We start from the raw sequence: 24,122 nt of genomic DNA, 5'->3' as shown, positions 1-24,122 counted from the left end.
GCTGGCGCCCTCAGCGCCGTCCCGTCCGCGTACTCACGTCCACCCACACCGCCAGCACCAGGATGCTGCCCTTGACGATCATCTGCCAGTAGCTGTCCACATCCAGCATCGACATGCCGTTGTCCAGGCTGCTGATCACCAGCGCACCGAGCAGGGCGCCGTACACCGTGCCCGAACCGCCTCGCATCGAGGTGCCGCCAATAAAGCACGCCGCGATGGCATCCAGTTCGCCCATGTTGCCCGCCGAGGGTGAACCGGCCGCCAGGCGCGCGGTGTTGACCAGCCCGGCGAGGGCGCACATCACGCCCATGATCCCGAAGATCCACAGCTTGACCGCCTGCACGTTGATCCCCGACAGGCGCGTGGCTTCCATGTTGCTGCCCACCGAGTAGATGCGCCGGCCAAAAACGGTCTGGCTGGTGACGTAGCTGAACACCCCCAGCAGCACCAAAAGCAGCAGCACCGGCACGGGAATGCCGTCGTAGCTGTTGAGGGTGTAGACGAAGCCGGCCAGCACGAAGCCGATCAACACCACGCGCACGCTGTCCCGCAGCATCGACGGCAGTGCCAAGCCGTGCAGGGCGCGGTTGTGGCGTTGGCGCCAGGTCAGGAATACCGTCAGCCCGAACAGCAACACGCCGAGGATCACACCCACCACCGTCGGCAGGTAGCCCTGCCCGATGTACACCAGCTCCGCCGACACCGGCGCAATCGTGGTACCTCCGGTAATGCCCAGCAGCACCCCGCGAAACGCGAGCATGCCGCCCAGGCCGACGATGAAGGAGGGGATGCGCAGGTACGCGGTCATGTAGCCGTTGCCCAGGCCAATCAACAAGCCGCAGAGGGCGACAATGGCCAGGTTCAGCGGCAGCGGAATGTGATAAACCACATCCAGGATCGCCGCGACGCCGCCGAGCAAACCGAGCATCGAGCCCACCGACAGGTCGATCTCGCCGCTGATGATCACCAGCACCATGCCGCACGCCAGAATGCCGGTGATGGACATCTGCCGCAGCAGGTTCGACAGGTTGCGCGGGGTCAGGAAACCGCCTTCGGTCTGCCAGCTGAAAAACACCCAGATCAGCACCACGGCGATCAACAGGGCGAGCATTTTGTAGCGGGTGAAGAGCTGTTTGACCTGGTTCATTTACGCGGACTTCCGATCATTATTATTGTCATGCCCGTTCGGTTGGCTGAGGGCGGCGGCGAGTACCTGTTCCTGGGTCAGGCCCTGGTTGATGAAGTCCCCGCGCAGTTGGCCTTCGCCGATCACCAACACCCGGTCGGACACCCCCAGCACCTCGGCCAGCTCCGACGACACCATGATGATCGACACGCCTTCGGCCGCCAGTGCGCCCATCAATTTATAGATCTCATATTTGGCGCCCACGTCCACGCCACGGGTCGGTTCGTCGAGGATCAGCACCCGGGGTTTGGCCAGGAGCATCTTGGCCAGGACGGCTTTCTGCTGGTTGCCACCGGAAAGGCTGGTGATCGGCAGGAACGGGTTCGCTGTCTTCAGGTGCATGCGTTTGATTTCCTGCTCTACGCTGCCCAGTTCCGCCTCGGCATCGATGCGCGTCAGGTGCGAGAAACTGTCGAGCACCGCCAGGGTGATGTTTTGCCCAACGCCCAGGTCCGGCACGATGCCTTGGCGTTTGCGGTCTTCCGGAACCATGCACAGCCCGGCGCGTATCGACTTCAGCGGCGTGCGCGTATCGATGGGTTTGCCGTCCAGCCACACCTCGCCTTCGTAGCGCCCGGGGTAACTGCCGAACAGCGCCGACACCAGCTCCGTACGGCCCGCGCCCACCAGCCCGGCGATACCGAGGATTTCGCCACGGCGCAGGCTGAACGAGACATCGTCCACGCGTTTGCGGCTCGGGTTGTCGACGTCGTAGCAGGTGATGTGGCGCGCCTCGAACAGCACCTCGCCGACGGCGTGGGGTTCGGTGGGGTAGAGGTTGCTCATCTCACGGCCCACCATCTGCGTGATGATGCGCGACACGTCCATGTCGGCCATGGCCGTGGTCGCGATGTGCTTGCCGTCGCGGATCACCGCGATGGTGTCGCAGATGGCCGAGACCTCATCGAGCTTGTGGGAGATGTACACGCAGGCGACACCCTTGGCCTTGAGCCCACGGATGATGTCCAGCAGCACCTCGATTTCCGAGCGGGTCAGCGCCGAGGAGGGTTCGTCGAGGATCAGCAGGCGCGCCTGCTTGTTCAGGGCTTTGGCGATTTCCACCAGTTGCTGGTAGCCGCCGCCGTACTGAGAAACCGGCAGGGCGACGTTGATGTCCGGCACTTTCAGCTCGCGCATCAGGCCTTCGGCGCGGTGCATCATGGCGGGGTAGTTCATGCGCCCGCCAGGCAGTGTCAGCTCGTGGCCCATGAAGATGTTTTCGGCCACCGAGAGGTCGGGTACCAGGGTCAGTTCCTGGTGGATGATCACGATGCCGCAGGCTTCGGTTTCGGCGATGGAATGGGCGCGCAGCGGCTGGCCGTCCCAGATGATTTCACCGTCCCAGGTGCCATGGGGGTACACCGCCGACAACACCTTCATCAGGGTCGATTTGCCGGCGCCGTTCTCGCCGCACAACCCCACGCACTCCCCGGGCTTTACCTTGATGTCGATGCCATTCAGGGCTTTGACGCCACCGAAGGTTTTGACGATGTTGTTCATTTCCAGCAAGTAATCGGACATGGCGGGCACTCATTCCACAGCGAAAAGGCAGGAGCGGCCTCAAGCCACCCCTGCAGTGAGCCGTACGCTTACTGCCCGGCGATTTGCGCTTTGGTGTAGAACCCGTCTTCTTCCAGAACGTTGACGTTGTCTTTGGTCAATGCGGTCGGCTTGAGCAGGATGCTCGACACCTGTTTGCTGCCGTTGTCGTACTGCGAGTTGTAGGCCGGTTTCTCGTCGCGTACCAGTTGCACCGAGAGCTTTGCCGCCTCGGACGCCAGCAGCTTCAGGGGCTTGTAGACGGTCATGGTCTGGGTGCCGGCGATCACGCGCTTGATCGCGGCGAGGTCGGCGTCTTGCCCCGAGACCGGCACCTTGCCCGCGAGTTTTTGTGCCGCCAGGGCCTGGATCGCGCCGCCCGCGGTGGCGTCATTGGAGGCGACGATGCCGTCGATTTTATTGTTGTTGGCGGTCAGGGCGTTTTCGACAATGCTCAGGGCTTCGGTGGGGTTCCATTCCTTGACCCATTGCTGGCCGACAATCTTGATGTCGCCCTTGTCGATCGAGGGCTGCAGCACCTTCATCTGGCCCTGGCGCAGGATCTTCGCGTTGTTGTCGGTAGGCGCACCGCCCAGCAGGAAGTAATTGCCTTTAGGCTGCGCGTTCAACACGCCCTGGGCCTGCATCTCGCCGACCTTTTCGTTATCGAAGGAGATGTAGGCGTCGATATCGGCATTTAAAATCAGCCGGTCATAGGACAGCACTTTCACCCCGGCTTTCTTGGCTTCGGCCACCACGTTATTCAGCACCGTGGCGTTGAACGGCACGATCACAATCACGTCGACGCCTCGGGAGATCAGGTTTTCAATCTGCGAGATCTGCCGCTGTTCGTTGGCGTCCGCCGATTGCACATAGACCTTGGCGCCCAGTTGCTCGGCGGCGGCGGTGAAGTAATCACGGTCGCGGGCCCAGCGCTCAAGGCGCAGGTCGTCGATGGAAAAGCCGATTTTCGGATGGGCCGCGTCGGCCATGACCGAATTGGAAAGCAGTGCCAGAACGCTGGTGATCAAGACGGTTTTCAAGTGTTTCATGATGGTGAGTCCCTTTTATTGTTGTTTAGACGCACTTCTGGACCTGGAGCGTAGCGGTCATGGATAGATAAAGCGATTCACCACGCCTTCGAGCATCTCCTGGCGGCCGCTTACCGCTTGAGGGTTGAGTTGGTGGCTGAAGGCATGCTCGGCCAGCGATTCCAGGCTGAAGTCACCGCCGAGTACGGCGCGTCCGAAGGATTGATCCCAGCCGGCATAACGCTGGGCCTTGAACTGCTCGAGGGCATCGTTCTGCACCATGGCGGCTGCACGTTCCAGGGACAGCGCCAGCACGTCCATCGCGGCCACGTGGCCATGGAACAGGTCCACTTCATCGAGGCTTTGGCGACGCACCTTGGAGTCGAAGTTGTAGCCGCCACCTTTGAAACCACCGGCCTTGAGTACCTCGTAGGTGACCAGGGTCAGTTCCTCGACGCTGTTTGGGAACTGGTCGGTGTCCCAGCCGTTCTGGGGGTCGCCGCGGTTGGCGTCGATGCTGCCGAAAATTCCCAGGGATGCGGCGGTGGCGATTTCATGGTGGAAGCTGTGGCCGGCGAGGGTGGCGTGGTTGGCCTCGATGTTGACCTTGATCTCTTTCTCCAGGCCGAACTGATGCAGGAAGCCAAACACGGTGGCGCTGTCGTAGTCGTATTGGTGCTTGGTGGGCTCCTGTGGCTTGGGCTCGATAAACAGCTCGCCGGTGAAGCCGATCTTGTATTTGTGCTCGACCACCATGCGCATAAAGCGCCCGAGTTGCTCGCGCTCGCGCTTGAGGTCGGTATTGAGCAGGGTCTCGTAGCCTTCGCGGCCGCCCCACAGCACATAGCTGGAACCTTTGAGACGGTGGGTGGCGTTCATCGCGCTGAACACCTGGGCCGCCGCATAGGCAAACACCTCGGGGTTGGGATTGCTCGCGGCACCAGCGGCAAAGCGCGGGTTGCTGAAGCAGTTGGCCGTGCCCCACAGCAGCTGGATGCCGGTCTCTTCCTGATGGCGTTCGAGTTCGTCGACCATCTGCGCGAAGTGGTTGCGGTACTCCGCCAGGCTTGCGCCTTCGGGGGCGACGTCGGTGTCGTGGAAGCTGTAGTAGTCGATGCCCAGCTTGGAGAAAAACTCGAACGCTGCGTCGGCTTTGCCGCGTGCCACTTGCATGGCTTCTCCCGGTTGCTGCCAGGGCCGCTGGAAGGTGCCGGAACCGAACATGTCACTGCCCGGCCAGACGAAATTGTGCCAATAACACGCGGCCATCCGCAGGTGCTCACGCATCGGTTTGCCGAGGATCAGCTTGTTTGCATCGTAGTGCCGGAAGGCCAGGGGAGAGTCGCTTTGCGGGCCTTCGTAAAGGATTTTATCGACAGCGGGAAAGTAGGGCATCGCCAGATCCTTGTTGTTATGAGTGCACGTTAACCTTGCCTCGATACTAGCAACGGCCCTCGGCCAACCGATTATGAAAATCACCAGAGCCGGGTTCGATTTTGAGTAGGTTTGGGCGCATAGTTGATCGACACCTCCCATGGAGCCGTTCCTGTGAAAACCGTCCCGCCTGTGCACCGGATTGCCCTGCTGTTCAACGGCAACAAGATCTACGATCGCGGCATCATCACCGGGATCGGCAACTACTTGAGCAGCACGCGGGTATCGTGGGATTTGTTTCTGGAGGAGGACTTCGTCTGCCGGCTCAAGGGCATCGAGCGCTGGCATGGCGACGGGATCATTGCCGACTTCGACGACCCGGCGATGGGCCCCGCGTTGGCGGGTGTGCATGTGCCGGTGGTGGCGGTGGGCGGCTCCTACGAAGATGAGCGGGCTTACCCACGGCATATTCCGTACGTGGCCACCGACAATTTCGCCCTGATCAAGCTGGCGTATGAACACCTGATCGAAGCCGGGTTGACGCGTTTCGCCTGTTTCAGCTTGCCGGAGGCCGATATCAACCGCTGGGCCCAGGAGCGCGAAAAAGCCTTCCGCCGGTTGCTGGAGCGCGATGGCTTGCCCGTGGAGGTGTATCGCGGGCTGGGCACCAGCGCACCGCTGTGGGACTCGGCGGTGGAACAGCAGATCGCCTGGTTGCACAGCCTGCCCAAGCCCATCGGCATCATTGCAGTCAGCGACGCCCGTGCCCGGCAGTTGCTGCAAGCCTGCCTCACCGCCGGCATCCCGGTGCCGGAGCAAGTGGCACTGATCGGCATCGACAATGACCCGCTGACCCGCACCCTGACCCGCGTACCACTGAGCTCGGTGATCCAGGGCACCGAAAAAATGGGCCGCACTGCCGCGCGCTTGCTGCACCAGATGTTGCACGGCATGCCCTCGGCCGGCAGCCAGATCCTGGTGCCGCCGGAGGCAGTCAACGTGCAGACCTCAAGCCTGCATCAACCCCTCGGCCATCCCTACGTGATGCAGGCGCTGCACTTCATTCGCCAGTACGCCTGCCAGGGCATCAAGACCGCCCAGGTCGCCAACTACGTCGGTGTGTCGCGGTCGTCCCTGGAAGCGCATTTTCGCAGCGAACTGAACCGCAGCGTCCACGACGAAATCCTGCGCTTCAAACTCGCGGCGGCGGTGGCGAGCCTGGAAAATACCGGGGCGGGGATTGCTGATATTGCCTACGACTGCGGGTTCAAATCGGCGCAGTACCTGCACACGGTATTCAAGCGCGAGTTCGGGTGTACGCCGAGGGAGTATCAGGTGGGGCAGCTCGAACGCGATTCGAACGATGTCATTTCTTTGTCGCCTTGAGTCCCTATTTTGTCCTGAGCCTCGCTCCAGAACCTCAAGGGATTGAATCGTCTTATGCCGACTCTTACACGCAGAAAGCTGCTGCAGGCAGCTGCCATCGGATCCGCCTACACCCTGTTGCCCGACTCCATTCGCCAGGCCCTGGCGATCCCCGCCAACAACCGCACCGGCACCCTCATGGACGTCGAACATGTGGTGATCCTGATGCAGGAAAACCGCTCATTCGATCACTACTTCGGCACCTTGCCCGGCGTGCGCGGGTTCAGCGACCGCTTCACCATTCCGCTGCCGGGCGGGCACCGGGTGTGGGAGCAGCAGGGCGTTGGGCGGCGGATTTTGCCCTATCACCTGGACAGTTCCCGTGGCAACGCACAGCGGGTCAGCGGCACGCCCCATTCCTGGATCGATGAGCACGCCGCGTGGGCCAGTGGCCGGATGAATGCCTGGCCGACGTACAAGACGCCCACCTCGATGGGCTACTACCGCGAGCAGGAAGTGCCGTTCCAGTTTGCCCTGGCCAACACCTTTACCGTGTGCGATGCCTACCATTGTTCGGTGCACGCCGGCACCAATCCCAATCGGCTGTTCCACTGGACCGGCACCAACGGCCCCACCGGCGCGAATGTGGCGGCGGTGGTCAACGAATGGGACGGCCCCGGTGCCGTGAGCGTGGGCTACACCTGGAAAACCTATCCTGAGCGCCTGGAAGAAGCGGGCGTGAGCTGGAAGGTTTACCAGTACTTGCCGGATAACTTTGGCGACAACCCCTTGGCCGGGTTTCGTCAGTTTCGTGCGGCCAGCGTCGCGGCCGGCAACCCTGCAGTGCCACCGAAAGACTTTAAAGACTTCGTGCCCTACAGCGACCAACTGAATGCCCGGGTGCCGTTGTACAAAGGCAATGGCAACACCCTGCCGGCGGTCAGCGGCAGCGACCTTGAGGCGATCATCCAGGGCTTTCGTAAGGACGTGAACGACGGGCGTCTGCCCCAGGTCAGCTGGCTGGTGGCCCCGGCCGATTACTCCGAACACCCAGGGCCTTCCAGCCCGGTGCAGGGTGGCTGGTTCACCCAGGAAATCCTCAAGGCGTTGACCGCCAATCCGGACGTTTGGAGCAAGACGGTACTGCTGGTCAACTACGATGAAAACGATGGTTTCTTCGACCACGTGCCGTCGCCATCAGCCCCATCCAAGCGCCTGGACGGCAGCTTTGCCGGCAAGTCCACGGTAAAGTTCGACAGCGAGATCTTTACCCACCCGGCGCCCCCCGGTTCTAGCCAGCAACCCGCGCCCGACGGCGGCGTGTACGGGCCCGGCCCGCGGGTACCGATGCTGGTGCTGTCGCCGTGGAGCCGTGGTGGTTGGGTCAACTCCCAGGCGTTTGATCACACCTCCGTGCTGCAATTTCTGGAAAAGCGCTTCCACGTACGCGAACCCAATATCAGCGCCTGGCGCCGCGCCGTCTGCGGTGACCTCACCTCAGCCTTCAACTTCGTCAACCCCAACACCGAGACCCTGCCGCCGCTGCACACCATCAGTCGCCAGGCCGCAGACTCCCTGCGCCAACGCCAAGAGCAACTGCCCCAAGTCGCCCTGCCAACCGTGGGCCAGCAACAGGCACCGTTCCAGGCGCGAATGGCGCGGCCATCCCGGGCGCTGCCGTACCAGTTGAACGTCGAAAGCTCGGTTGATCGTCGCGCCAGCTCAGTGAGCCTGGACTTCTTCAACAATGGCGAACAAGGCGCGGTCTTCCACGTCTACGATCGCTTGCACCTGGACGAGGTACCGCGCCGCTACACGGTAGAAGCGGGCAAACACCTCAGTGACACCTGGCAAGTCGCGGGGGCCTACAAGCTCTGGCTGTTGGGGCCGAATGGGTTCCACCGGTCGTTCAAAGGGCACCTGCAGCGTCGCGAGCCGGAGTTATCCCTGGCGTGTCATGGCGACACCTTGCTGCTGACTCTGGCCAACCCTGGCAAGCGTGCTGCCTCGGTGACCATCGAGCGCTGCCCTTACACCAAACAGGGGCCTTGGCTGCTGGAGATTGCGGGCGGCAGTACCGTGCAACGGACGTTTTCCTGCCAGCCGAATGGGGGCTGGTATGACTTCAAACTACGTGATGAGCATGGTTGGGTACGGCGCGTGGCGGGGCGCATCGAGACGGGGGCGCACAGTATCAGTGATCCGTTGATGGGTAAGCGCGGGTAAAAGGCTGTTGATCGCTGGGGGGATTTCGTAAGCCCTTTCCCTGTTTTCCGTAGGAGCAGGGCTTTCTCCCCATGCAGTGCTTGAAACACCACCCCCCGCGGCCATAGCCTCACGTTTTTCCTGACACTGAGGCCCGGCATTGGGTAAGCGAAAAACGGTATGGCCCACGGAGCGGGAAGTTCGACTGCGCTTTATCCTGCTGGCAATCATTGAAACCGCCTCCAATCGAGGCGTTCCCATCGAGCGACTTTTGCTCTCGTACATTCTGCTGCGCAACAAGCCGACCCAGGCGCAGCTGTGGGAGGCCATCAGCGACTGCCTGCTCCTCGATGAGATGAACGGCTTTCGATTTGAACCCGGGTCGGAAGCCGATCGGTTGATGCGCAAAATCAGCAGCGAAACCGATCAGGCCTGACGAACCACCAACACCGGCGTACGCGGCGGTACCAGACGCTTGCTCCCTGTCGACTCATACGCCGACGCCAATCGCAGCAACGCCGAGTCGTCATAAGCCCGTCCGGCAAAGGTCAGCCCCACCGGCATGCCGATGTCCGCCATGATACCCATGGGCACCGTCACTGTCGGCACGCCCAAATGGCGGATGGCGAGGTTACCGTTGGCCACCCATACACCGTTGCTCCACGCGATATCCGCCGACGCGGGATTCACATCCGCATCCGCCGGGCCTACGTCGGCGACGGTCGGAAAAATCACCGCATCCAGCCCCAGCTTATCCATCCAGTCTTCAAGGTCGATGCGCCGAGTTTGTTCCAGGCCGCGTAGGCCATCGGGCACGGTGCTGATCTTGTCCCACGGCGTGATACCGCGCTCGGCCATGCGCACGTATTCGTCCATGCCGGCGGCCAGGTCGTCTTCGCGGTTGGGCAGGGTGCCGGGGTCGTGGGGGAAGATGTTCGGGCCGTCGACATCGGCCAGGCGGTTCAACGCAGGGTCGTTGTTGGCGCGCAGGAAATCATCGAACGCCCAGGCCGACAGTTCCCACAATTCGTCGTGGAGGAATTCTTTCGACACCAGGCCTCGGGTAAACACTTTCGGTGCGCCCGGGCGATCGCCTTCGCAATTGGAAACCAGCGGGAAATCCACCTCGACCACTTCTGCACCGGCCGCTTCGAGTGCCTTGCGCGCGGCTTCCCAGAGGTCAATCACCGAGGCGCGGGTTTTGATTTGCTGGCCAGTAGGGCCGCCGATTCCCGGCTCGTTGCTGGTGCCTGCCTCAGGGTCGGCGTTGATGTACATGCGTGGCACGCCGAAGCGTTTGCCGGCGAGTGCATCGCCGGTCGCGGCCAGGTCTGCGTAGGACTGCGGGCGTACCGAGGCGACGCTCGGGATCGGCACCCAGGGTTGCATCCGCCACAGGTCGCCGCGCGTGTCGGGGTCTTCTGCGACCACGACGTCGAGCACTTCAAGCAGGTCGGCCATGGTCCGGGCGTAAGGCACGACCACGTCCATGGTCGGAGTCAGCGGCCAGTTGCCGCGTACCGAGATCACGCCACGGGACGGGGTGTAGGCACACAGGCCATTGTTGGAGGCCGGGCCGCGCCCGCTGGACCAGGTCTCTTCCGCCAGGCCAAATGCCGCGAAGCTCGCCGCAGTGGCCGTGCCGGCGCCGTTGGAGGAGCCCGACGCGAACGGTGCGGTCAGGTAGTCGGCGTTATACGGGCTCTCGGCCCGGCCATATACACCGCGCTGCATACCACCATTGGCCATGGGCGGCATGTTGGTCTTGCCCAGGCAAATGGCGCCGGTGGCGCGTAGCCGCTCAATGGTGAACGCGTCGCGGTAGGCAATCAGGTTCGCGAAAGCCGGGCTGCCGGAGGCGGCGGTGAGGCCTTTGACCAGGTAGCTGTCTTTGGCTGTATAGGGAATGCCGTCGAGCGGGCCCAGGGTTTTGCCGCTGGCCCGACGTGCATCGCAAGCGCGCGCTTCCTCCAGTGCTTGAGGGTTGCGCACCACCACGGCGTTGAGGGCAGTGGCGGTGTTGGGCGCGTCGTAGGCGTCGATCCTGGCGAGGTAGGCCTCTACCAACTCAACTGCCGTGGTCTGGCCGGACTCGAGCGCAGCGCGCAGTTGGGCAATGGAAACTTCGGTTACTTCGATCACGTGGTTATCGCCGGGTGCAGAAAAGGGGGAGGGGGTTGAGTGCTGACTCAATCCATTCAGTGAAAGTAGCTTACTGATAGATTTTTCATAGCGCCAGAGAATGGCATCCCTTACTGTGGTCCCTCAATTTCCTTATCGATAACGGTGCGGTTTATGTCCGATGAAGTGCGGCTTGTCGTCATCATTAATACCCAGCCTGGGCGGGGGGCGGACCAGTTGGCCGCGTTTGCCAGACTGGCGCCGCTGGTGCGGGCTGAGGCGGGTTGCATCCAGTACGACCTGCATCCGGTTGAGGGCAACAGCGACAGTTTCGTGTTGATCGAGACGTGGGCTTCAAAGGCGGCGCTGAAGGATCACCATGCAGCTCCTCACATGCTGGAAGCCGCCAAGCACAACCCGACATTCCGTGCGGGCCCCTCCAACGTATTGGTGCTGGAACCGGCGGTCCAGGTACGCTGATTTCAACCCGGTGGCTCTAGGGTTTATCATTGGCCCTTCATTTTTTGCTGCCCGGAAAGATTTCGATGTTGTTTACAAGGACTGTCATGGCGAGCGCACTGCTCGCCGTTCTGGCCACCCCGGCCCACGCATTCAACCTGGACCTGACCTACGAGGCACCGATCCTCAGCGCTGTCCCCCTCACGCCGCAGGCTGAGCCGAAGCCGCGTTTCCCGGTCAAAAGCGTTGCGCCCGTGACCGTGGAAAACAGCTGCACCGGCCGCGAGTGCACCTACGAAGGCGACATCAGCCTGCCCCGCGAGGAGCAGACTGTGCGGCGTTTTTCCATCGGTATTCAATAAAACCAACGGGCGCCTCAGACAATCCCATACCGGGGCGCCGGCTTACCCGTCTGCGTTGCCGCAAACAACGCACCACGCGCCGCGTCATAGGTATCCCACAACGAACCATCGGCCACCGATGGCCAGGTGATCGTCTCGCCCTGATCCAGCCCGGCCAGTGCCGCGTCCACCAGGTTTTCTGTGGTCATGACCGACTCCTGTTGCAGTGCCGAAAGCGGAATGCCCGAGGCGTCCCAGATCTCGGTAGCGGTAGACCCCGGCAACACAATCTGCACCTTCACCCCGGTTTCCGCCAGTTCCGCTTGCAGGCCACGGCTGAATGCCAGGACATAGCTCTTGGTGCCGCTGTACACCGAGCTGACCGGCAGCGAGTGCACGCCCAACACCGACGCCACGTTGATGATCAAGCCTTCATTGCGCACGAGCATGCCCGGCAGCGCCGCGTGGGTCAGGCGGGTGAGGGCGGTGATGTTCAGGGCGATCTGGGTCGTGGAATCTTCGACCGAGGATTGAGCCAGCGGGTGCAGGCGGGCCAGGCCGGCGTTATTCACCAGCACGTGGATTGCCGGGTTGCTGGCGAGCAGGCTTTCGACACGGGCGAGGTCGGCGGGGTTAACCAGGTCGGCGCCGAGGGTCTTGACCTGGCGCCCGTGGGCTTGTGTGATCTTCGCCGCCAGGGCTTTGAGGCGGTCTTCACGACGGGCGACCAGGATCAAATCGTAGCCGCGAGCCGCCAATCGGTCGGCATACACAGCGCCAATACCGGAAGACGCGCCAGTGATGAGGGCAATTTTTGTGGAAGCGGGGGTCGACATGAACGGCTCCAATAGATGAGTACTCAACCAATATTGTTGAGGGCTCAAGTTATAGGCTTGGCGTTTGTCCTTGTCAATGGTTTAGTACTCAATCATTCTAGGGGCATGGAGGAGCTGAAAATGCCCATTGAGAAGACTGACAAGCCTGATGCTCGCGCCGACCTTTTGAGTCTGCTCGGCGATGTGGCGTGCACCAACAACGCACTGCGCCGTGCCGCCAGGCGACTGGGCCAACTGTATGACGAAGCACTGGCACCGATTGGCCTGAAGGCCACACAGGTCGGCTTGCTGGGTGAAATCACCCGGCTGTCTGCGGTTGACGAGCAGGCGGGGCCGACGTTGCAGGAGCTGGCCGGACGCCTGGCGATCCTGATGTCGGCGCTGACCCACGCCATGAAGCCGCTGGTGCGCGACGGGATCGTCGAGCTACGTCCGGACGCCCTGGACAAGCGCACCAAACGCTGTGTGCTCACGCCCAAGGGCGAAGCGCTGTTCAATGAGGCGCTGGTGTTCTGGGCGTCTGCCAACAACCGGGTGGAGGAGGTGCTGGGGCATGATTCGGCCGCGCAGTTGCGCGGCATGGCAGACCATATCGCCTCCGACGCGTTTTTGGCGGACTACAACAGCCAGTCCGCGCAGGCATAAGCCAGATCCTTTCGTTATTAGACAGACGCCGTTCGCGCATCCGATGCTGAGCCCCTCTCGATCAGGGGCTTTCCATGACCACTCCACGCCAACTGAAACTGGGCGCGTTCATGCGCCCGGTCAGCATCCACACCGGCGCCTGGCGCTATCCCGGCGCTTACCGTGACGCCAATTTCAATTTCACGCACCTCAAGGCTTTTGCCCAAACCCTGGAGAAGGCACGTTTCGATGCCTTCTTCATGGCCGACCACCTGGCCTTGCTCAACATGCCCATCGACGCGTTGAAGCGCAGCCACACCGCCACGTCATTCGAACCGTTCACCTTGTTGTCGGCCCTCAGCCAGGCCACCGAGCACATCGGCCTGGTGGCCACGGCCTCGACCACCTACGACGAACCGTTCCACATTGCCCGTCGCTTTGCGTCCCTGGATCACTTGAGCAATGGTCGCGCGGGTTGGAATATCGTCACCACCGCCAACCCGGATGCCGCGCAGAATTTCGGCCTGGAACAGGCCTACGCTCACGACGAGCGTTACGCCCGTGCGCGGGAGTTCTACGATGTGGTGACCGGGCTCTGGGACAGTTGGGCCGATGATGCCTTCATCCGCGATGCCGACAGCGGCGTGTACTTCGACCCGGACAAACTGCACACCCTCAACCATCACGGTCGCTACCTCAACGTGCGCGGCCCGCTGCACATTGCGCGGCCAGTGCAGGGCTGGCCGGTGATCGTGCAGGCCGGTGCCTCGGAGCCAGGCCGGCAATTGGCGGCGGAAACCGCCGAGGTGATTTTTGTCGCGCCGGGCACCCTGGAAGAAGGGCGCAAGTTCTATGGGGATATCAAGCGCCGGATGCTGGCGGTGGGGCGGCATCCCGACCACCTGAAGATTCTGCCCGGGGCGTTTGTGGTGGTCGGCGATACGCGGGAAGACGCGCGGCGGATTCGTGCGCACCTCGACAGCCTGGTGCATTACGAAAGCGCGATTGCCTCGCTGTCGATAGCGCTGGGTACCGACGCGACCAAGTTTGATCCCGACCAATACCTCCCGGCGATTCCCCAAACCAACGCCAGCCAAAGCTCCCGCGAACGAGTACTGGCGCTGGCTGACCGCGAGCAGTTGACGGTGCGCCAATTGGCCCAACGCCTTGGCGGGTATGCGGGCTTGTCGTTTGTCGGCACGGCCCGCAGCATTGCCGATGAGATGCAGCAGTGGCTGGAAGAAGAGGGCAGCGATGGCTTCAACATCATGTTCCCGTGGCTGCCCGGCGGGCTTGATGATTTTGTCGCCAAGGTGGTGCCCGAGTTACAGGGACGCGGGATTTTCCGGCGGGAGTACGAAGGCTCTACCCTGCGGGAAAACCTCGGACTGCCGCGTCCGGCGAACCGCTTCTTCGCCGAATGAGCGGGTATTTTCAGCGTGGTTAGATCGTTTATTTCCTTCTGATTGGAGCCCATTCCCCAATCGCATATCCATCACGCCGGTTCGGCCCTGATAACAGAGCGGGTCGGCGTGATCGCTTCATTAACGCTGTCATCACGGAATTATCGGCTGTCTCGCTCCGATAAACCCCCATGCAGCGTCTATTTCTGCTGCTGGGCCAAAGCCTTGCGCCGTTGCGTCGCATCTCTAGAATCGGCCCCAGAACTTACTCATTTCCTGTCGATTACGGAGTTTCGAACATGATGAACGCCATGCAGATGCCAATGAACAACGCGATGCCAATGATGCCGATGATGGGTATGCCGATGATGATGGCCACCATGACCTGCACGATGACCGACGAGGCCATGATGTGCACCATGAAGCCGGCCGCCGGTATGGACATGGCGATGTTCAAGAACAACGCCGAAATGATGGCGATGATGATGAACTGCGGCATGCCGATGATGATGCAGTGCGCCAACATGTCGATGATGTGCATGTCGCAGGACGGCATGGCGATGATGAACAGCATGTCCACCCTGAACATGCCGATGATGATGCCGATGGGCATGCCTATGCCGATGATGAAGTGCGTCATGGAATGCAAGATGGAAGCCGACTGCATGACCTGCACCATGATGCCGATGCCAGGCATGAGCATGGACATGATGAACAACTGCTGCATGCTGATGATGAAGATGATGAGCGACTGCGCCATGCCGATGATGATGAGCTGCAACGGCATGCCGATGATGTGCTGCACCTGCTGATTCGTTTGGCGTGAAACCAGAAAGCCCCGGCGAGTGCCGGGGCTTTTTGCGTTTCAGTCCAGGCGTTCCGGGTAGGTGATTACCAGGAACGCCACCGCCTCACTGTCCGCCGGGTTTCGATAGCGGTGGGGCTGGTCGGCGTAGAACAGGATCGAATCACCGGTGGACAGCAGGTAGCGTTCGTCGTTGACGCTGACTTCCAGCACGCCCTGGGCCACAACCAGATTTTCTTGAATCCCCGGCCCGTGACCTTCAGAAACTTCTTCGCCGAGTGCCTTCAGGCGTATCTCGTAGAACTCCGACTGGCGTGCCATATCGTAGGGAAACAGCGCACGGCTGATGAAACTGCCGTCGGCACTCACCAAGCGTTTGCTCTGTTGTGCCGGCAGCAGTTCAACCCCTTCGAACGCACGGTTTTCCAGGAAGGCGGCCACCGAGACTTTCAAGCCTTTGGCAATCTTGCACAGCACTTTGATCGACGGCACGCTGCGCCCGGATTCAATCTGCGCCAGCATCGCCCGGCTCACGCCGCAATTGCGCGCCAGGGCGTCCAGCGACAGGTAGCGTTTACTGCGCAGGCGTTGCAGGTTCTGCGCGACGCACTGGCCGATGGCGTCATCGTCGCCGCTGTTGCAGTCTTTGGGTTTGGAGGGGAGGTCGGGCACTTCGGGAAGCGCGTGCAGGAAATTCATTGCCTCACGCCCGGCGGGTATCGCTGGAGGTGGTGACGTGTGCGGTAAACACCGCGACCCCGGCCCGTGCCGCGTACATCGCCCACATCAGTTCAGCCGCTGCGCGAGCCTGGCGGCGTTTGCGGTGGAGGGTGAAATCGATGACGGTGGCGGATGTTTGCATGACGTAAATCTCTGGGGACTCAATGGCCCTACAGTAATCCGTGGCGCTTATTTCCATAAATACTGAGTTTGCATTTGGTAATTCGATTTCGGACTTAACGCCGATTGGGGCCTGTACGTCCATCAGTGGTGACCCGCCGGGCTTCACAGGCTTCCCACCACAGACCTTGTGCCGGACCGAGCCCGTCGCAAAAACGAATTCCAAGGATTTACCCCCCATGCCCCCCGCGTTTCCGTTCCCCGCACGAAAAGCCTGGCCCTTGCTGGGCTTTGGCGCCGCCCTGAGCTTCAGCCCTGTCACCCAGGCCGACGACACGCTGCAACTGGCTCCCGTCGAAGTCAGCAGCGCTGAACTCAGCGCCGATGAACTGGCCCAGGTCCAGCTCAAGAGCGTTCCCGGCGCCACCAACTACATCGACATGGGCAGCGTCGACCAGGGGCGGGTGAGCACCAACGAGGACGTGTTCAAGTACCAGGCAGGCGTGTACGCCAAGGCCGCGAACAACGAAGGGGTGAAGCTTTCCATTCGTGGTTCGGGCATCAACCGGGGCCCCGGCGCCCACGCGTCCGGCCTGTACGAAACCTTCGACGGCCTGCCGCTGACCGGCCCGGGCGGCACGCCCTACGAACTCAAGGACCCGTTGTGGCTCAGCCGCGTTGAAGTGCTGCGCGGCGCCAATGGTTTTGACCAGGGCGCATTGGCCCTGGGCGGTGCGGTCAACTACGTCACCCACACCGGCTACGACGCCCCCAAGCTGCAAGTGCGCTACGAAGCCGGCAGCCATGGCTACGCCCAACGGGAAATCAGTTCGGGGCAGGTGCTGGGGGATGCCGACTACTACATCAGCCTCACCGATTCGCACTACGACGGTTTCCAGAACCACAGCGCCGGCAGCGGCAAGGGCATGGCGGCCAACTTTGGCTACCGCTTCAACCCCGACCTGGAAACCCGCTTCTACTTCCGCTACCGCGAAACCGACAACGACTCCCCCGGCAAGCTGACCCGCGACCAGATCAGCCACGACCCACGCGCCGCCGCCGCCCTCAACGTGACGCGCGACTCCAAGCGCCTGCAACCGGGCTCGACCTGGATCGCCAACAAAACCACCCTGCGCCTGGACGACAGCGCCCGGGTCGAGGTCGGGCTGGCGTATCACGACTATCCGATGGACCTGCGTGAAGGCACCAACCGTCTCAAGGTCGCCTACACCGACGTCAGCGGCACTCTGAACTACATCCGCCAGGACACGTTGTTCGGGCGCGACAGCAAGACCACTATCGGTTTGCGCACGACTCAGGCGATGCCTAACAACGGCGGCTCGGAATTCGTGCGGATCCCGACCGGCAATACCGCCATTTATGCACCCGGCACCAAGACCCGCGATTACAGCTACCTGGGTTCCGACACCGTGCTGCATATCGGCAACGACCTGGAGTTGGTGCCGGACCTTTGGCTGACCACCGGGTTGGCGGCGATCTACACCCGCCGTGAAACCGAAGTCAGCTATCCGGAAACCCACACACCGGTCAGCCAGCACGATTGGGATTACGCGCCACGGGTTGGCTTGCGTTATGACTTCAGCCCGCAACTGCAGGTGTATGGCAACCTGAGCCGCTCGGTTGAGCCGCCCCATGCATGGTCGATGATCTGGGGTTCCAACAAGTATTTCCCGGCCAACAGCGGCCCGGCGAGTGGGTTGCAACGCGAAGGCGTCAAGCTGAAAAACCAGACTGCAACCACCCTGGAAATCGGCGGCCGCGGTGAAGAATGGTTCGGCCAATGGGACCTGGCGCTGTACCGTTCCGAGGTGCGCCACGAACTGCTCAGCGTCGAAACCCAAGCCGCGACCTCCACCACCTCTGCAATCATCGCCGAATCCAACGCCAGCCCCACGGTGCACCAAGGCGTGGAACTGAGCCTGATCAGCCCGCTGTGGGACGGCGGCCGCACCGGCCAGTTAGCCCTGCGCCAGGCCTACACCTACAGCGACTTCCACTACCGCAACGACGACCGCTTCGGCGACAACACCTTGCCCGGCATCCCCAAGCACTACTACCAGGCGCAATTGCGCTACAGCCATCCCAGCGGTTTCTACACCAGCCTCAACGGCGAGCATTCGTCGCGGGTGGCGGTGGACTACGCCAATTCCTACTACGCGGCGGCCTACACGCTGCTCGGCGCGACGGTCGGGTATGACGCGCCGATGCACGACTGGCAAGCCTGGGTCGACCTGCGCAACCTGACCAACCAGCGCTACGCCAATACGGTCACGCCGGGTTATGACGACAAGGGGCTGGACGTAGCGCGGTCCACGCCGGGAGATGGCATGGGCGTGTACACCGGGGTTTCCTGGAGCTGGCGTTAATCAGCCAAGCAAAGATCAACTGTGGGAGCTGGCTTGCCTGCGATAGCATCACCTCGGTGTAACTGAAACACCGAGTCGCGTGCATCGCGGGCAAGCCCGGCTCTCACATTGGATCGGGTTTACGGGCTGATTTTTTTGATTTTAACGCTGGTTTTTTTGTAACAATTACGTGTATAAGATAAAGCCTGCTCAACCGAAAGATGATTTTTCATGAGCAGTTAGTTGCTTGCGCCACTGGCGTGGGTAATTAAGTGTGTACGCACATGGAATGTCGCGTTACGCGCAAATACAGTTATCCAACTGTCAGCAATCAACTTGATAGCGTAGTCATCTCATCACGAAGTGGCTTTTGCGCTGTCGGGACCCGTTGCGCCTGTTTTATCGCCTTAAACTTAATTAATCTGCTGTAAATGGAGTATTACCATGCAAAGGAAAGCATTGTTCAAATACGTCGCGTTGTTGTGGGTGCCGCTGATGGCGGGCTGTATCAGCACCCCGCCTTCACAGGCACCGGAGCGCGCCGTCCAGGCGCCGCTCGAACAGGCCGTCACCGTCGATAATTGTTCCCAGGGCTGCCCTTCGGGCGGTGGGCCGCTGACGTTGAATCGCCAGGCCTACAGCCTCAATAACAATGCGTCGACCAAGTTCGCCAACTGGGTGGCTTACCGGATCACCAAGTCCACACCGGCCAGCGGGCGCCCGCGTAACTGGCAGACGGACCCGGCGATTCCGGCGGGTGAAACCCTTGACCCTGTTGACTATAACGGTGCCAACGTGGCGCTCAAGGTCGACCGTGGACACCAGGCGAACCTGGCGTCGATGGCGGGCGTCTCCGATTGGCAGACCCTCAATTACCTGTCCAACATCACCCCGCAAAAGTCCGATTTGAACCAGGGCCCTTGGGCACGCCTGGAGGATCAGGAGCGCAACCTGAGCCAGGACGCGGCGGTGGATGAGGTGTATGTGATGACTGGCCCGCTGTATGAGAAATTTATCGGCACCTTGCCGGGGACCAACAAGGTCCACACGATTCCCAGCGGCTACTGGAAGATTGTTTCCGTGGGCAAGTCGCCGCAAGACGGTCTTTATGCCTCGTTCATCATGAATCAGGAAACTCCTAAGGGTGCGAACTTCTGTGATTACCGCGCGACGGTCGAACAGATTGAACAGCGTTCCGGGCTGACATTCTGGAATGAGTTGCCCCAAGCGGTACAAACTGCACTTAAGTCGAAGCAAGGGCAACTTCCGCAGAGGATTGGCTGCAAGTAACCGTCGCACTTTAGACGTTCGTCATTAATTGTCATGCGTCCATTAAGTTGGCAGGTACGCAAGTGCCTGTCGACTTTTGCTGTTTCTAACTAAGTGCAGTGTTAATACTTCAGTTAAAAGGTAGTTGCCCTCTACCTGCATCCCGTTAACCACCCATCACCGTGACGGCTTCGATCGGCGAGCCCCTTGCTCCCCCTCCGTTTTACTGTCATCGTTTGCGCAATTGGTAATCTTTCTTGTTTGAGAAATTTTTGCGCATGCATGACTTTCCTGTAGCCAAGGCTGATACAGCCCGTCGCCAGCAGACCCTCACCGCCCTCTACAGCGACCACCATTCCTGGTTGCACGGTTGGCTGCGCAAGAAACTCGGCTGCTCACAACATGCCGCCGACCTGGCCCACGACGCGTTTATCCGCATCCTGCTGCTGGCCGAACCCCACACCATCAAGGAACCCCGGGCTTTCCTGGCAACGACGGCGGGGCGCTTGATGATTGATGGCGCGCGTCGGCGGCGGATCGAGAAGGCCTACATGGAAGCCCTGGCGATTCAGAGCGAGGACGCCGGTATGCCGGATCCGGCGGCAATTCATGTGGCACTCCAGGCCCTGGAACGAATCGCCGACATGCTCACCGGCTTGCCCGCCAAGGCCCGCGAAGCCTTTCTGCTCAGCCGCCTCGACGGGCTGACCTACAGCGAAATCGCCGCACAACTTCAGGTGTCACCCAGCACCGTGAAGAACTACATCTCCAGCGCGCTGGTGCACTGCTATCACACCCTGCACGGGGCGGACCCGCTGTCGTGAGTTCCGAGCAGATCATCAGTGAAGCCGCCCGTTGGCTGACGTTGTTGCACGACGATCACGTGACTGAAGCCGACCGTGCCGCATTCGATGCTTGGTGCCAGGCCGACCCACGGCATGCTGTCGCAATCGAACGGATGCGCAGCCTATGGGGCAGCCTCGACGCATTGCCCGCCGCTCCGGCGCGCCTTGCCCTGAACCGCGCGTTTGCCCCGCAAAAACCAAGGTTTGCCGCCCGTGGTACCCAGGCCGTTGCGCTGTTGGGTGTATTGCTGTGCGGTTGGGCCGGGATTGAGCGGCTGCCGGTATGGATGGCCGACCAACGCACCAGCGTTGGCGAACGGCGTCAGGTGGCACTGACCGACGGCAGCCAGGTGCAGCTCAACAGCAACTCTGCCCTGGACGTGAAGTTCGACGGCCACCAACGGGTGATCGAACTGTTGCAGGGCGAGATGTGGGTCGAGGTGGCCAAGGACGCGCAACGGCCGTTCGTGGTGCATACCGACCAGGGCACGGCCACGGCGTTGGGCACGCGGTTCCTGGTGCGCAAGGCCGAGAACGGCTCGACCGTAGTCACCGTGATCGAGTCCACCGTGGCCGTCAAAGGCAACAGTGCAGGCGACGTGAAAGTGCCGGCAGGGCAGAAGTCCACACTCAAGGACGGACACGCCAGCGACCCGCAACCCATCGGCAATGCCGACCCGGACGCCTGGACCCGTGGCCTGCTCAAGGTCGACGACCAACCCCTGAGCGAGGTGCTGCAAACCCTCGCTGGTTACCGCCACGGGCTGGTGCGCTTTGATCCGCAGGCACTGCAAGGGATGCGCGTGTCGGGAGTATTCAAGCTCGACGACACCCGCGCGGCCCTGGCTTCACTGGCGGATAACCTGCCGATCAAGGTGGAGTACTTCACCGATTTGGTGGTGGTGATCAAGCCTCGGTAAAAAGTCTGAATAAAAACTGCTCTCATTCATACCCGATTTTCCGACATGGCCGTCATGACTAATAGAACCCCCATTTCCCAGGACTTCTCATGTCGCGCCTTGCTCGTCCCTTACAGCCACTGGCCCTTTCAGTGGCGATGGCTTTTGCCGCCGTACCCCTGCTGACCGTTCAAGCGTCCTTCGCGGCTGAAAGCGCCGCGTTTTACATTCCGGCCGGTGACCTGAGCCAGGCCCTCAACAGCCTCGCCGAACAGGCGGGCCTGGTATTGGCCTTTGATCCGAGCCTGACTCGGGGCAAACGCAGCAATGGCCTGAACGGGCAGCACAGCACCGACGCCGCCCTGGCCCAATTGTTGGCTGGCAGCGGCTTGCAAGCCCTGAAGATTGCCGACGACCGCTACCGCCTCGAAGCCATCCCGCACACCGACGGCGCCATGGAGTTGCAGGCCACCACCATCAGCGGTGCGTATCAGTCGGAAAACCCCACCGGCCCGGTGTCGGGTTACGTGGCCACCCGCAGCCTGTCGGGCACCAAGACCGACACCGCGCTGATCGAAACCCCACAGTCGATCTCCGTGGTCACCAAAGACCAGATGCGCGCGCAGAACGCCGAGAGCCTTAACCAGATCCTGCGCTACAGCGCCGCCGTGATCCCGGAAACCCGAGGCTCCACCGCGTCACGCCTCGACCAGTTGACCATCCGTGGCTTCGCCCCGGCGACCTACCTCGATGGCCTGCGCATGCCCTCGAGCCGGGATGCCTTGCCGCAAAAAGACGCCTTCGACCTGGAGCGCGTCGAAGTGCTGCGTGGGCCGGCGTCGGTGCTGTACGGGCAGGGCACCCCCAGCGGCGTGATCAACATGGTCAGCAAGCGCCCGCTGGATACGCCGTTCCATGAAGTCGGCGTCGAGTACGGCACCTTCAACAAGAAGCGCACCACCTTTGACTTGAGCGGCCCGCTGGACGATCAAGGCGTGTATTCCTACCGTGTCGCCGGCCTTTTTGACGATGCCGACGGCCAGATCGACCACACTGAAACCCGTCGCCAATCCCTGTCCACCGCCTTCACCTGGCGCCCGGACGACAACACGTCGCTGACCTTGCTTGGGCATTTCCAGAAGGATCCCAAAGGCGCGTCCTACGGTTCAATGCCGGCTTGGGGCTCGGTGATGCACAGCCCAACCGGGCGCAAGATCGACGTGGATTTCTACGACGGCGAGAAAAGCTTCGAGAAGAGTGACCGCGAGTATTACTCCATCGGCTACGCCTTCGAGCATCACTTCAACGATGTCTGGACCGTGCGTCAGAATGCCCGCTATCTGCGCAGCGAAGGGCAATACCGCAGCCTCTACAGCAACTACCTGGAGAGCGATTACCGCACCATCCGCCGCTCGACCATCGCCAGCGACGTGAACATCGACGCCTATGCCCTCGACAACCAGTTGCAGGCCAAATTCGACACCGGCCCGCTGCAGCACACCGTGCTGATGGGCGCCGACTACCAGAACACCAGCACCGATACCAAGTCGGGCAGTGGCGTGTACACGGCAGGGCCTACGCTGGATATTTTCGACCCGGTCTACGGCGCGGCCGTGCCGGTACCGGCCTACACCAGCGACGCCACCTCGCGCAGCGAGCAAACCGGCGTGTACTTGCAAGAGCAGATGAAGTGGGACAAATGGGTGCTGTTGATGGGCGGGCGTTATGACTGGGCCAGCACCGACAACAGCACCCTGGCCATGACGACCCAGAAGAAGACCAAATCCAGCCAGGACAGCAAAGCCTTCACCGGCCGCCTGGGCCTGGTCTATCTGTTCGATAATGGCTTGGCGCCGTATGTCAGCTACTCGGAATCCTTCCAGCCGCAATCCGGCACGGGCTATGGCGGCTCAACGTTCCAACCGACTGAAGGCAAGCAGACCGAAATCGGCATCAAGTACCAGCCGCCGGGCAGCAACAGCTTCATCACGGCGGCCATCTTCGACCTGCGCCAGACCAACGTGCCGACACTGGACCCGGACGCTTCCCACCTGTGCAACGGCTCGCGCTGCCAGATCCAGGACGGTGAAGTGCAATCCCGAGGGTTTGAACTCGAAGGCAAGGCCAGCCTGAACGACAACCTGGATATCACGGCGGCCTATGCCTACCTGGATAACCGCATCAGCAAGTCCAACAACACCGTGCGCTATGCGCCCATCAGTGACATCGGCGTCGGCCCGGCCGTGGCTGCCGAGGGCACTACCACCTATGCCGTACCGCGTCATACCGCATCGGCCTGGGCGGATTACACCCTGCACGACGGCACGCTGAAGGGCTTCGGCGTGGGGGCTGGTGCGCGGTATGTCGGTTCGTCATGGGGCGATACCGCCAACACCTTGAAGGTACCGGGCTACACCTTGTTCGATGCAGCGGTGCACTACGACATCCCGCACATCAATCGCCAGGGTGACAACCTGCGCCTGGCGGTGAACGCCACCAATCTGGCGAATAAAGAGTACGTCGCGTCCTGCTATTCCTACTCGTGGTGCTGGTATGGCTCACAGCGCACCGTGCAGGCCAGCGCGACGTATCAGTGGTAAATAAAAAAGCCTTG

21 protein-coding genes are annotated in these 24,122 nt (G+C 61.6%); 12 read left to right on the top strand and 9 right to left on the bottom strand.

Translation table 11 applies throughout. The annotated features are described in order from the left end of the window. Positions 1-10: 10 nt before the first annotated feature. From BLU46_RS03460 to xylA, 4 genes are all read right to left on the bottom strand, one after another. Entirely contained in the window at positions 11-1,147 is a 1,137-nt protein-coding gene (locus BLU46_RS03460) for a sugar ABC transporter permease (protein ID WP_063031366.1), read from the bottom strand. Beyond that, complete coding sequence (gene xylG / locus BLU46_RS03455) at positions 1,148-2,707, bottom strand: D-xylose ABC transporter ATP-binding protein (RefSeq protein ID WP_093198619.1); 1,560 nt, start codon at positions 2,705-2,707, stop codon at positions 1,148-1,150. 68 nt (positions 2,708-2,775) lie between these two features. Further along, positions 2,776-3,777, bottom strand: a complete 1,002-nt coding sequence (xylF, locus tag BLU46_RS03450) for a D-xylose ABC transporter substrate-binding protein (RefSeq protein WP_093198614.1) — start codon at positions 3,775-3,777, stop codon at positions 2,776-2,778. Positions 3,778-3,834: 57 nt separating this feature from the next. Further along, positions 3,835-5,151, bottom strand: coding sequence for a xylose isomerase (gene xylA / locus BLU46_RS03445; RefSeq protein WP_017477105.1), 1,317 nt, complete (start codon positions 5,149-5,151; stop codon positions 3,835-3,837). A gap of 153 nt (positions 5,152-5,304) precedes the next feature. Between xylA and BLU46_RS03440 the strand changes: the two genes are divergently transcribed. The 3 genes from BLU46_RS03440 to BLU46_RS03430 all read left to right on the top strand — a co-directional run bounded on the left by BLU46_RS03440 (position 5,305) and on the right by BLU46_RS03430 (position 9,136). Further along, positions 5,305-6,516: a XylR family transcriptional regulator gene (locus BLU46_RS03440; RefSeq protein ID WP_093198609.1), complete on the top strand. Its 1,212-nt coding sequence runs from the start codon at positions 5,305-5,307 to the stop codon at positions 6,514-6,516. Positions 6,517-6,570: 54 nt separating this feature from the next. Continuing rightward, positions 6,571-8,721 carry a phosphocholine-specific phospholipase C gene (locus BLU46_RS03435; protein WP_093198604.1) on the top strand — a complete coding sequence of 717 codons (2,151 nt, stop codon included), beginning with the start codon at positions 6,571-6,573 and terminating at the stop codon, positions 8,719-8,721. A 139-nt stretch (positions 8,722-8,860) separates the two neighbouring features. After that, positions 8,861-9,136: a hypothetical protein gene (locus BLU46_RS03430; RefSeq protein ID WP_017477108.1), complete on the top strand. Its 276-nt coding sequence runs from the start codon at positions 8,861-8,863 to the stop codon at positions 9,134-9,136. Here BLU46_RS03430 and BLU46_RS03425 read toward each other — a convergent pair. Further along, a complete protein-coding gene (locus BLU46_RS03425; protein ID WP_172834513.1) occupies positions 9,127-10,842 on the bottom strand; it encodes an amidase in 1,716 nt (571 codons plus the stop codon). The two genes, BLU46_RS03430 and BLU46_RS03425, sit on opposite strands and share 10 nt — an antisense overlap. A gap of 153 nt (positions 10,843-10,995) precedes the next feature. Between BLU46_RS03425 and BLU46_RS03420 the strand changes: the two genes are divergently transcribed. After that, the gene (locus BLU46_RS03420) at positions 10,996-11,301 is read left to right on the top strand and encodes a putative quinol monooxygenase (protein WP_093198599.1); all 306 of its coding nucleotides are present in this window, start codon (positions 10,996-10,998) and stop codon (positions 11,299-11,301) included. Between the two features lie 86 nt (positions 11,302-11,387). Continuing rightward, positions 11,388-11,642, top strand: a complete 255-nt coding sequence (locus BLU46_RS03415; protein ID WP_093198594.1) for a hypothetical protein — start codon at positions 11,388-11,390, stop codon at positions 11,640-11,642. A gap of 14 nt (positions 11,643-11,656) precedes the next feature. Here the strand turns inward: BLU46_RS03415 and BLU46_RS03410 are convergent, their stop codons facing one another. After that, on the bottom strand, positions 11,657-12,457 hold the full coding sequence (locus tag BLU46_RS03410; RefSeq protein ID WP_093198589.1) for an SDR family NAD(P)-dependent oxidoreductase: 801 nt from the start codon (positions 12,455-12,457) through the stop codon (positions 11,657-11,659). 120 nt (positions 12,458-12,577) lie between these two features. On the opposite strand from BLU46_RS03410, the gene BLU46_RS03405 reads away from it, so the two are divergent. Both BLU46_RS03405 and BLU46_RS03400 read left to right on the top strand, forming a co-directional pair. Next, the gene (locus BLU46_RS03405; protein ID WP_063031350.1) at positions 12,578-13,102 is read left to right on the top strand and encodes a MarR family winged helix-turn-helix transcriptional regulator; all 525 of its coding nucleotides are present in this window, start codon (positions 12,578-12,580) and stop codon (positions 13,100-13,102) included. A 74-nt stretch (positions 13,103-13,176) separates the two neighbouring features. Then, on the top strand, positions 13,177-14,505 hold the full coding sequence (locus BLU46_RS03400; RefSeq protein ID WP_093198585.1) for an LLM class flavin-dependent oxidoreductase: 1,329 nt from the start codon (positions 13,177-13,179) through the stop codon (positions 14,503-14,505). A 262-nt stretch (positions 14,506-14,767) separates the two neighbouring features. Here BLU46_RS03400 and BLU46_RS33020 read toward each other — a convergent pair whose 3' ends face one another. From BLU46_RS33020 to BLU46_RS33015, 3 genes are read right to left on the bottom strand one after another with little or no spacing between them, the layout of a single operon-like run. Further along, entirely contained in the window at positions 14,768-15,289 is a 522-nt protein-coding gene (locus BLU46_RS33020; protein ID WP_172834512.1) for a hypothetical protein, read from the bottom strand. A 60-nt stretch (positions 15,290-15,349) separates the two neighbouring features. Further along, complete coding sequence (locus BLU46_RS03390) at positions 15,350-15,988, bottom strand: helix-turn-helix domain-containing protein (protein ID WP_017477116.1); 639 nt, start codon at positions 15,986-15,988, stop codon at positions 15,350-15,352. A gap of 4 nt (positions 15,989-15,992) precedes the next feature. Continuing rightward, positions 15,993-16,151: a hypothetical protein gene (locus BLU46_RS33015; protein ID WP_167410161.1), complete on the bottom strand. Its 159-nt coding sequence runs from the start codon at positions 16,149-16,151 to the stop codon at positions 15,993-15,995. 217 nt (positions 16,152-16,368) lie between these two features. Here BLU46_RS33015 and BLU46_RS03380 point away from each other — a divergent pair, with 217 nt between their 5' ends. The 5 genes from BLU46_RS03380 (at position 16,369) to BLU46_RS03360 (ending at position 24,108) form a co-directional block, all read left to right on the top strand. Next, entirely contained in the window at positions 16,369-18,516 is a 2,148-nt protein-coding gene (locus BLU46_RS03380) for a TonB-dependent receptor family protein (protein ID WP_093198578.1), read from the top strand. 423 nt (positions 18,517-18,939) lie between these two features. Beyond that, entirely contained in the window at positions 18,940-19,785 is an 846-nt protein-coding gene (locus BLU46_RS03375; RefSeq protein ID WP_093198573.1) for a DNA/RNA non-specific endonuclease, read from the top strand. 257 nt (positions 19,786-20,042) lie between these two features. Continuing rightward, positions 20,043-20,588 carry a sigma-70 family RNA polymerase sigma factor gene (locus tag BLU46_RS03370; RefSeq protein ID WP_063031339.1) on the top strand — a complete coding sequence of 182 codons (546 nt, stop codon included), beginning with the start codon at positions 20,043-20,045 and terminating at the stop codon, positions 20,586-20,588. After that, positions 20,585-21,529, top strand: coding sequence for a FecR family protein (locus BLU46_RS03365; protein WP_093198569.1), 945 nt, complete (start codon positions 20,585-20,587; stop codon positions 21,527-21,529). The genes BLU46_RS03370 and BLU46_RS03365 overlap by 4 nt, the downstream gene beginning before the upstream one ends. A gap of 89 nt (positions 21,530-21,618) precedes the next feature. Further along, positions 21,619-24,108 carry a TonB-dependent siderophore receptor gene (locus tag BLU46_RS03360; protein WP_093198566.1) on the top strand — a complete coding sequence of 830 codons (2,490 nt, stop codon included), beginning with the start codon at positions 21,619-21,621 and terminating at the stop codon, positions 24,106-24,108. The last annotated feature ends 14 nt before the right edge of the window (positions 24,109-24,122 follow it).

Source organism: Pseudomonas yamanorum (genome assembly GCF_900105735.1).
Lineage (GTDB): Bacteria > Pseudomonadota > Gammaproteobacteria > Pseudomonadales > Pseudomonadaceae > Aquipseudomonas > Aquipseudomonas yamanorum.
The sequence above is the reverse complement of the archived record's forward strand: the minus strand, read 5'-3'. Positions and strand labels throughout refer to the sequence as shown.